Source organism: Streptomyces sp. P5F9 (genome assembly GCF_057961495.1).
In genome coordinates this window covers 1-9,118 of sequence record NZ_JBXVPZ010000401.1, presented here as the reverse complement: position 1 = coordinate 9,118, position 9,118 = coordinate 1, and the positions used below count along the sequence as shown (strand labels likewise).

Below are 9,118 nucleotides of genomic sequence, written 5' to 3'. Positions count from 1 at the left end.
GCACCCGCATGGCCCTCCAGATGGCGGCCGGAATCGCCGCCGCGTTCGTCCTGGGGCGTCTCCTCTTCGACGACCACTGGCCGTGGGTCGTCCTCACCGCGTACGTCGCCGCGAGCGGCAACCGGGGCCGAACGGACGTACTGCGCAAGGGACTTGAACGCCTCGCCGGAGCCACTGTCGGCACGCTGCTGGCCGCGGGTGTCGCGCTGGTCGGCGTCACCGGCCACACGGCTGTGGCGCTGATGTTCGCCGTCCTCACCGTGGCGTTGTGGCTGCGCCCCCTCAACTACGCCTATTGGGCAGCCGGAATGACCTGCGCGCTCTCCCTCCTCCTCGGCTACTTCGGCCAGGACGCCCTGAGCCTGTTGCCCACCCGGCTCGAAGGGATCGCGGTCGGGGCGGTGTTGTCGGTGGTGTCGGCGTGGTGGCTGCTGCCGGTGCCGCGCGCCCGCAGCCGTCAGCAGCCGGTCCTCGGCACGACGAGCCCCGTCTCGTAGGCCATCACCACGGCCTGCGTTCGATCCCGCAGCCCGAGCTTCGACAGGATGCGGCTGACGTGTGTCTTCACGGTCTCCTCGCCCACGTGCAGCCGTTCGGCGAGTTCGGGGTTGGACAGTCCCTCCGCGAGCAGCCGCAGGACGTCGGTCTCGCGCGGGGTGAGGACGTCCAACTTGCCCTGGGCGGGCGCCTTCGGGCGCATCCGCGCGAACTCGGCGATCAGCCGCCGCGTGATCCCGGGCGCGAGCAGCGCCTCACCGGCGGCCACGACTCGTACCGCCTCGAAGAGCCGTTCCGCGGTCACGTCCTTCAGCAGGAACCCGCTGGCACCGGCGGCGAGCGCGTCGTAGACATGCTCGTCGAGGTCGAAGGTGGTCAGCACCAACACCCTTGGTACGGCAGGGCAGTTCTGGAGTCTTGCGGTGGCCTCGATGCCGTCCATGACCGGCATGCGTACGTCCATCAGCACGACGTCGGGCGATTCCTCCTGGCAGACGCGTACCGCCTCGGCGCCGTCGCGGGCCGTGCCCACGACCGTGAAGTCGGCCTGGGTGGCGAGGATTCCGGCGTATCCGAAGCGGACGATCTCGTGGTCGTCGGCGACGACGATCCGGATGCTCAAGGCAGCACCGCCTCCTCCTCCGACTTGACGGGAAGTCGTGCCTCGACCAGGAAACCGCCGCCCGGAGCGGGACCGGTGCGCAGGGTGCCGCCGACCGTCGCGGCACGCTCGCGCATGCCGAGCAGACCGTGACCGGAGAGGGCGGCGGTGGGCCCCGGGCCGTTGTCGCGCACGCGCAGCGCCAAGTCCTCGTCCCCGTAACGGAGTTCTACGTCCACCGCCGCGCCCGGCGCGTGCCGGCGGGCGTTGGTGAGGGCCTCCTGGACGATCCGGTACGCGGTGACCTCGATGCCGGGGTCCAGCGGGGTGATGGGGCCGCTGACGATGAGGCGGGTGCGGGAGCCGGCCGCGTCGCGTGACTCGTCGATGAGGTCCAGGAGTTGGGCCAGGCCTGGCTGGGGGCGGCGTTGGACTCCTGCGTCGGCGTCCTCCCGCAGCACGCCCAACAGCCGCCGCATCTCGGTGAGTGCGGTGCGCGCGGTGTCGCCGATGGCGAGGAGGCGGGTGGCGCCCTCGGCCGGGAGGCCGGAGGTGGTGAGCCGGGCGGTCTCGGCCTGGACGGCGATCATCGAAATGTGATGCGCGACGACGTCGTGCAACTCCCGTGCGATACGGGCCCGTTCACCCCGGGCGGCATGTTCGAGGAGGGTGTCCGCGAAGGCCTGTTCGGTCGCGCTGTGGGCCTGCGCCGTGCTGCGTACGTGGTGGGCGATGCCGGTGGCCGCGGCGGCGGAGGCGAGGGTCGCGACGAGGACGGCGACGATCCGGGTCAGTTCCTCGTGGCTGCCGAGGGCGATCGCGACGTAGGGGAGGACGAGCAGTCCGCCGAGGCGGGTGGCTCCGGCGCGGCCCAGCACGTACACGCACACCAGTTGGGCCACGACCCCGCCGGCGGTGAGCCCTCCGAAGGGCACGAGGGAGAGCACGCAGGCGGCACTGAGCGCGAGGGCGGCGCAGGTCCGGGCGAGCCGTCCCGTGCCGAGGACGAAGGCGAGGGGGAGCGTGGAGGCGAGGGCGACCAGCAGCAGGGCGGCGAAACCACCGGCCAAGTCGGTGCTGCGGACGAGGACTTCGGCGACGGCGAGGACGGCCAGGACGACGCCCGTGACCAGGGCGCGGGTACCGGCCTCGGCGGTCCGCCATCGGGACCTCACCGCCCGTACGCCCTCACTGTTGTCACCCACTCCGTCATTGTGCCGACCCCCCTCCTCGTCGGCGTCCCCCTCGTGAGGGACCTCTGCCGCGTGACGACGTGGGCTGCTCGCCGCCCCTAGCCTCCCTCAACATGAGTCACACAACCGACGCAACCATCGAAGTCCGGGACCTGCGCAAGCGGTTCGGGCGGACGCTCGCGATCGACGGGCTGTCGTTCACGGTCGAGCCCGGCACGGTGACAGGGTTCGTCGGTCCCAACGGTGCGGGGAAGTCCACCACCATGCGGACCGTGCTGGGGCTGGACGCCCCCGACGGGGGACAGGCGCTGATCGGCGGCCGCCCCTATCACGCCCTGCGCACCCCGCTGTTGGAGGTCGGCGCCCTGCTGGACGCCGCCGCCCTGCACCCCAGCCGCCGGGGCCGCGACCACCTCCGCTGGCTCGCCCACTCCCACGGCCTGTCCATGCGGCGCGTGGACGAGGTGCTCGAACAGGTCGGCATGGAGGAGGCGTCCCGGCGGAGGGCCGGGGGCTACTCCCTCGGGATGCGTCAACGGCTGGGCATAGCCGTCGCGTTGCTCGGCGACCCCCCGGTTCTTCTCCTCGACGAACCGGTCAACGGCCTTGATCCCGAGGGGATTCAGTGGATCCGCGGCCTCCTCCGGCATCTCGCCGCCGAAGGCCGGGCGATCCTCGTCTCCAGTCACCTGATGAGCGAACTGGAGGACACCGCCGACCACTTGGTCGTCATCGGACGGGGCCGTCTGATCGCCGACACGGCCGTGGCCGATCTCCTCGCGGCGGCCTCCGGCGACCGGGTGCGGCTGCGCACGAGCAGTCGTACGGAAGCGATGGAACTGCTGGCCCGGGAAGGCGGGACGGTCGCTGTCGTCGATCGCGACATCCTCACCGTCACCGGTCTTTCCGCCGAGCGGGTCGTCGAGCTGCTCTCCGCCTCCCGGGTTCCCTTCGCCGAAGTGGGCGCGCATCGGGCCTCGTTGGAGGAGGCCTACATGGAACTCACCCGGGATGCCGTCGAGTTCACGTCCACGCCCGCCGAGGAAGCGGACGAGGTGACCCGGTGATGACGACGACGACGGTTTCTCCTTACCGCTCGGGTCTGCACCCCGCGCGGGCCGGCTTCGGGCGGCTGCTGCGGGCCGAGTGGGCGAAGTTCTGGACGGTCAGGGTCTGGGTGGCGGTGTTGGCGATCGCGGCCGTGGTCGTGGTCGTGGTCTGCCAGTTGGGGGCGAGCGGGTCCACTGTGGGCGGTGGGCCGCCGGTCGTCCTCGGGCCGGGCGGCGAGGTCGTCAACGACTCCTTCCGCTTCACCCACCGCACGCTGACCGGCGACGGGACGGTCACGGCTCGGGTCACCGGCCTGAAGGACGCGTCCGGCAAGGGGCTGGGGCCCTGGACGAAGGCCGGGCTCATCGTCAAGTCGAGCCTGAAGCAGGGGGCGCCGTACGCGGCCGTGATGGCGACCCCGGGCCACGGTGTCCGCATGCAGTGGAACTTCACCCACGACAAGGCGGGCCCGAGCAGCGACCTGGCGAAGGCCCCGCAGTGGCTCCGCCTGAAAAGGCTGGGTGACAGACTAACCGGCTATGGGTCGGTAGACGGTCAGAAATGGACCCCGTTCGGGGAGGTACGGCTCGACGGGCTGCCCGCGACGGTCCAGGTGGGGCTGTTCTTGGCGGCCCCCGTCCACGAGGTCGTGCACCGTTCCTTCGGCGGCACGAGCGAGATGGCGGGCAGCGGCCAGGCCACCGGCACCTTCGACCATCTCAGCCTCCAGGGCAGTTCGACCGACAGCGGCTGGTCGGCCACGGACGTAGGCGCTCCTGCCCCCAACGGCCCGATCGGCCAGCCGGGTAAGACGGCAGTGTCCCCCGCCGGTACCTACACCCTCACCGGCCAGGGAGACATCGCCCCCGAGGAGAACAGCCCCGACATGGTCCAGATGAGCTTCCAGGGAGTCTTCGTCGGCCTCCTGTTCATGGTCGCCCTCGGCACGCTCTTCGTGACGACCGAGTACAAACGAGGCCTGATCCGTACGACGTTCACGGCGACCCCGTCCCGACTGAAGGTGCTGGCGGCGAAGGCGACGGTGATCGCGCTGATCACCTTCACAACAGGCCTGCTGTCCACGGCCATCGGCTTCACCCTGGCCCAGAAGACACTGCGCTCCAACGGCTTCAAGCCCCCCGAGTTCCCCGACCTGTCCCTCCTGGAGAACCCGGCCCTCAGGGCGGTGGTGGGCAGCGCGGTACTCCTCTCCCTGGTGGCGGTACTGGCCCTCTCCCTGGGAGTGGTCCTGCGCAACAGCGCCGGCGCGATCGCCACGGTGGTGGTCCTGGTGATCCTCCCGCAGATCCTGTCCTTCGCCCTCCCGCTTCCCGTCGCGCAGTGGCTGCTGCGGGCAACCCCGGCGGCGGCCTTCGCGATTCAGCAGGGCCTCACGTACTACCCCCAGGTCGAGCACAACTGCCTTCCGGAGAGCGGCTGTTACCCCCTGTCCCCGTTCAACGGCCTGGCAGTCCTCGCGGCCTATGCGGCGGCGGCGCTCCTGCTGGCGGCCTGGACGCTAAGGAGGCGAGACGCGTGAGGTGCCCCGGCCCCCTCCACGCCGAATGGACCAAGCTCCGTACGCTGCCCAGCACTTGGTGGCTCCTGACGGCAACGGTCGCCCTGACGGCGGCGGTCGGCGCGGCGGCGGCCTCGTCCCTCACGACCCAGGTGTGCCCGTCACCGACGGCCTGCCACGAGGACACGGTCAAACTGAGCCTCACAGGCGTCCAGTTGAGCCAGGCGCTGTGTCTGGTCCTGGGGGTGCTGTCGATGAGCGCGGAGTACGGCACGGGCACGATCCGCACGACGCTCACGGCGATGCCGGGACGGTGGCGGGTCCTGGCGTCCAAGGCGGCCACGCTGTCGCTACTCACGGCGGTGACAGGAGCCCTGGCGGTCCTGTCAGCCCTGGGCCTGTCCCGCCTGATCCTTCCGACCCCGGCGGACGGCGAGACGTTCCGCGCGGCGGGCGGCTCGGTCCTCATCCTCGTCCTGGTGACACTCCTGGGCCTGTCCCTGGCAACCCTGCTCCGCGACACGGGCGGCGCGATCACCCTGGGCCTGGGCATCCTCTACGTAATCCCGATCCTGTCCCGGCTCGTCAACTCCCCGACCTGGCAACACCGTCTGCAACGCTGGACCCCCATGCCGGCGGCCCTCTCCATCCAGGCGACGAAGAACCTGGAGAGGCTGGCGATCGCTCCCTGGCCGGGGTTGGGGGTGCTTGCGGCTTACGCGGTGGGGTTGTTGCTGGTCGGGGGAGCGGCGTTCAGGCTGAGGGACGCGTGACCCCGCCCAGGAACTCCGTCCAAGTACCGGGAGAGACGGTGAGGTTGGCCCCGGCAGGGTTCTTGGAGTCCCGGATGTGAACGGCGGCGGGGTGGGCGGCGACCTCGATGCAGTTGCCGCCTTCATTGCTGCTGTAGCTGGACTTCCGCCAGGCGTAAGCGACTTCGATGCAGTTGCCGCCCTCGCTGCCGCTGTAGCTGGACTTGAACCACGCCAACTGCTGCCGTGCTGCGGTGTTCATGACTCTCCTAGCAGTCTTTCCAGGACGGACGCACTCTCTTCCGGCGAGAGGGCCTGTGACCGCAGCATTCCATACTTCAGTTGGTAGACGCTGACCTCATGGGGATCGTCCACCAGGAAGCTCGCGCGCTGTACCTCCAGGTAGACCGCGTGCTCGTGGGCGGGTGTTTCCAGAATCAGCATGGGCCCCGCGAGACCGGCGTGCGGTACACGGCCCATGGGCATGATCTGGATGCCGACGTGAATGAGGTCGCAGGCCTCGCGCACTTTGCGGATCTGCTCCCGCATCACATCCGGGCCGCCGAGAGCCGTGCGCAAGATCGACTCCTCGAAGATGAAGTGGCCGAACGGCGGTTGCTTGCGCTGCCAGATCTTCTGCCGCTCCATCCGCGAGGACACCCATTGCTCCTCCGTCTCATCCTCGAAACGCGGGAAGCGGCTCGCGAAGGACGCGCGGCAGTAGTCCTCCGTCTGCAGCAGGCCGGGAATCATCTGCGTCTCGTAGGACAGGATGCTGACGGCAGTCTCCTCGATGTCGGCGAGCCCCTGTGCGAACGCCGGCATTCGCTCCCGCACGGGCAACTTCTCGACCAGCGCGAACAACACCCCACCCGTGCCCAGGAGTTCGTCGAACTGAATGGCCCGGTCGTCCTGCAGCGCAAGCCGTCCCTGCTCGATGGACCTGAGGGTGTCGATGTGAACCTTCGCCACGGCCGCGAACTGCTCCTGCGTCAGCCCCGCTTTCTTCCGGAAGTGGGCGACGAGCCCGCCGACCGCCTGCCAAGTACCGACCTTCTTGGGCCTCTTCGCCGATTGCATGCGTGTCCCTTTCCCCCGCGCACACCCGAAGTCGTCGTAGTGAGGTCGTAGAGAAAACAAATACGACCTCACTCACTGACCCACGATAGTGACTGCCTGTGACAGTGGCCTCATGAACGAACAACTCCAACAAGGCCACACCCGCGAGGCGTTCTACCGACGCGACCGCAGATCAGTCGCGCTGGCCCGCACGTTCACCCGGAACACCCTCGCGGACTGGGAGATCATCGACCGCACCGACGATGTCCTGCTCTGCGTAAGCGAGTTGGCGACGAACGCGGTCCTCCACGGCGTACCACCGGGCCGGGGCCTCGCCCTCCGCCTCCGCATCCACCTCGACGGAGTCCTCCGCGTCGAGGTCCACGACAGCGGCACCGGCGAACTCCGCAAGGTCAGGAGCCCGTACCGGGATCTCCACGCGGAAGACGGCCGCGGCCTGATGCTGGTCTCCGTCCTCGCGGACAAGTGGGGGGTGGGGGACCGGGCGCCGGGGAAGGTGGTGTGGTGCGAGTTCGCGGTGGGTTATGGGTGAGTGTCCAGGACTGTGGCGATGTCGTGCTCGTTGCCGAACTCCCGGATCAGATCCAGCGCTTGGCGCCTGGCTGACAGTGCCTCCTCGGTGTGATCGAGCTGGAGAAGCACGGTGCTTATGGTGGCCCAGGTCAGGGCCTCTTCGAGACGGTCGCGGAAAAAGACGAACCAGTTCAATGCCCGGTTGTGGGCTCCGAGCGCCTCGTCATGCAACCCCAACTCGTTGCAGACCACCCCCAGGTGGTTCAACGCTTTGGCCCGGTAGTGCCAGTCGCCGGATTCGGCGCACAGCCCCAGAACATGGACGAAGGCGGCGACGGCTTCCTCATGTCGGCCCAAGTTGAGGAGGGCCATGCCAAGACCGCTACGGGCCACGGTCTCGCCTCTCTTGTCGCCGAGTTCCACGTGGTCGGCCAGGGCCTTTTCGAAGACGTCGAGTGCCTCTTCCGTGCGACCCGCGTCACTCAGGGCAGCGCCGAGATTCATGTGTATCCGGGATGTCTGCCGGACCAGGCCGATCTCGGCGGTGATCCGCGCGCTGCGGGTGTGGGCATCGACCGCGTCGTCATTCCGTCCGAGTGCCCGCAGCGTGAGTCCCATGCGGTCCCACGCCATGGCCTGTCCCTCGGCGTCGCCGGAGGCCTCGGACAACCGCAGGGCTCGGCGCTGGGCTGTCTCGGCCTCCTCGAACCGCCGCAGATGGAACAGGGCATCTCCGTGAGCGCTTAACGCCCTGACCTCGCCCCAGGAGCTGTGGACCCTGCGGACGGCTTCATATGCGGCCTTCGTCACGATGGCCCAGTCGTCGAAGGCGCATCGAAGGATGAGGTAGCTGTCCAGGTATAGGGCGATCAGCAGAGAGTTGGGCCGCTCCTTGTCCTTACCGTCGGTCCAGTGGGCGATCTCCAGCAGCCCCGTGCGCTCGGAGTCGAGCCATTTCAGGGCGAGTTCGCGTGTGTTGAAGGAATTCTGGGGTGCCACTTCAGGGATCCCCTCGACGTGAGTCTTGGCGGATACGAGAAGATGGAGGTAGACCTCCAGTAACCTCCTCCGGGCCTCGGCCACTTCCTCATGCACCTTGGGATCCTCGACAGCGACGAGTCGGGCGTAGACCCGTACGAGGTCATGCATCACCCAGCGCCCACTGTCTGGGAGCGCGGTGAGGAGCGAGACAGCGGCCAGTTCTTCGAGGAGCGGTTCCAGGCACTCCAATTCCAGCGAGGTCAGAGTGCCCGCGGCCCCGAGCCCGATACTGTCCCCCGGGGCCTGCCCCAACAACCGGAAAACCCGGGCGAGTTCGGGCTCCATCCGCGCGTACATCACGTCGAACACGGGCCGCAGGCTCAGTTCCTTGCCGTACTGGTCAACCCCCTTCGCCCGCAACGCCCGCACGCGATCCTCGGCCGCCCGCAACTCACCGACCAGCGTGGAAGCTGGCCGCTGCCGACGCCGCCGTAGCAACGCCGAGACGATCAGCAGGGCAAGCGGCAAGTGCCCACACAGCTCGGCGAGTTGCCGTACGGCCTCTGGGTCGTCCGCAACCCGATGGTCCCCGGGGTCGTACTGCCGCAACGACTGTTCGATCAACTCCCGCGAAGCATCAGGCGTAAGCCCGGAAACCCTGAACTGCCGTACCGGAAGCGAGTCCTGGACCTCCCGGGAGGTCACCAGAACCCGATGTCCGCCCCCTTCCCCCGGTAGTAGCGGAGCGATCTGCGCCGGGTCAGAGGCGTTGTCCAGAAGGATCAGCACAGGCTCACGGGAACTCAACTCGCCCCGATACCGCGCGTACTGCTCATCAGCCGTAGGCGGCAGATCCGCGTCCCCCACCCCCAGCGCCCGCAACAACGCCAGCACAGCCTGATCCGCAGTCACCGGAACGTCGTCGTACCCC

10 protein-coding genes are annotated in these 9,118 nt (G+C 68.8%); 5 read left to right on the top strand and 5 right to left on the bottom strand.

All coding sequences use genetic code 11. The features are described 5' to 3' along the window. Positions 1 to 497 (top strand): FUSC family protein (locus AC31A1_RS40120; protein WP_489658018.1); only part of this gene is annotated, 497 nt, incomplete at its 5' end. Here the strand turns inward: AC31A1_RS40120 and AC31A1_RS40115 are convergent. Then, entirely contained in the window at positions 458 to 1,120 is a 663-nt protein-coding gene (locus tag AC31A1_RS40115; protein ID WP_489658017.1) for a response regulator, read from the bottom strand. The two genes, AC31A1_RS40120 and AC31A1_RS40115, sit on opposite strands and share 40 nt — an antisense overlap. Beyond that, entirely contained in the window at positions 1,117 to 2,274 is a 1,158-nt protein-coding gene (locus AC31A1_RS40110; protein WP_489658019.1) for a sensor histidine kinase, read from the bottom strand. Before AC31A1_RS40110 ends, AC31A1_RS40115 begins: the two co-directional genes overlap by 4 nt. 131 nt (positions 2,275 to 2,405) lie before the next feature. On the opposite strand from AC31A1_RS40110, the gene AC31A1_RS40105 reads away from it, so the two are divergent. From AC31A1_RS40105 to AC31A1_RS40095, 3 genes are read left to right on the top strand one after another with little or no spacing between them, the layout of a single operon-like run. Next, positions 2,406 to 3,359 carry an ABC transporter ATP-binding protein gene (locus AC31A1_RS40105; protein WP_489658016.1) on the top strand — a complete coding sequence of 318 codons (954 nt, stop codon included), beginning with the start codon at positions 2,406 to 2,408 and terminating at the stop codon, positions 3,357 to 3,359. After that, on the top strand, positions 3,359 to 4,882 hold the full coding sequence (locus AC31A1_RS40100) for a DUF2705 family protein (protein ID WP_489658015.1): 1,524 nt from the start codon (positions 3,359 to 3,361) through the stop codon (positions 4,880 to 4,882). Before AC31A1_RS40105 ends, AC31A1_RS40100 begins: the two co-directional genes overlap by 1 nt. After that, positions 4,879 to 5,634, top strand: coding sequence for an ABC transporter permease (locus AC31A1_RS40095; RefSeq protein ID WP_489658014.1), 756 nt, complete (start codon positions 4,879 to 4,881; stop codon positions 5,632 to 5,634). Before AC31A1_RS40100 ends, AC31A1_RS40095 begins: the two co-directional genes overlap by 4 nt. Here the strand turns inward: AC31A1_RS40095 and AC31A1_RS40090 are convergent. Continuing rightward, positions 5,615 to 5,875, bottom strand: a complete 261-nt coding sequence (locus AC31A1_RS40090; RefSeq protein ID WP_489658013.1) for a DUF397 domain-containing protein — start codon at positions 5,873 to 5,875, stop codon at positions 5,615 to 5,617. The genes AC31A1_RS40095 and AC31A1_RS40090 overlap by 20 nt on opposite strands. Then, positions 5,872 to 6,693: a helix-turn-helix domain-containing protein gene (locus AC31A1_RS40085; RefSeq protein WP_489658012.1), complete on the bottom strand. Its 822-nt coding sequence runs from the start codon at positions 6,691 to 6,693 to the stop codon at positions 5,872 to 5,874. Before AC31A1_RS40085 ends, AC31A1_RS40090 begins: the two co-directional genes overlap by 4 nt. A gap of 112 nt (positions 6,694 to 6,805) precedes the next feature. Between AC31A1_RS40085 and AC31A1_RS40080 the strand changes: the two genes are divergently transcribed. Next, positions 6,806 to 7,225, top strand: a complete 420-nt coding sequence (locus AC31A1_RS40080) for an ATP-binding protein (protein ID WP_489658011.1) — start codon at positions 6,806 to 6,808, stop codon at positions 7,223 to 7,225. Here AC31A1_RS40080 and AC31A1_RS40075 read toward each other — a convergent pair. Then, positions 7,216 to 9,118: tetratricopeptide repeat protein (locus AC31A1_RS40075; protein WP_489658010.1), on the bottom strand; the 1,903-nt coding region annotated here is incomplete at its 5' end. The genes AC31A1_RS40080 and AC31A1_RS40075 overlap by 10 nt on opposite strands.

Excerpts from the sequence above, each read along its gene's own strand:
- AC31A1_RS40100 (WP_489658015.1), top strand. The coding sequence starts at position 3,359 with ATGACGACGACGACGGTTTCTCCTTACCGCTCGGGTCTGCACCCCGCG.
- AC31A1_RS40080 (WP_489658011.1), top strand. The coding sequence starts at position 6,806 with ATGAACGAACAACTCCAACAAGGCCACACCCGCGAGGCGTTCTACCGA.
- AC31A1_RS40105 (WP_489658016.1), top strand. The coding sequence starts at position 2,406 with ATGAGTCACACAACCGACGCAACCATCGAAGTCCGGGACCTGCGCAAG.
- AC31A1_RS40085 (WP_489658012.1), bottom strand. The coding sequence starts at position 6,693 with ATGCAATCGGCGAAGAGGCCCAAGAAGGTCGGTACTTGGCAGGCGGTC.
- AC31A1_RS40090 (WP_489658013.1), bottom strand. The coding sequence starts at position 5,875 with ATGAACACCGCAGCACGGCAGCAGTTGGCGTGGTTCAAGTCCAGCTAC.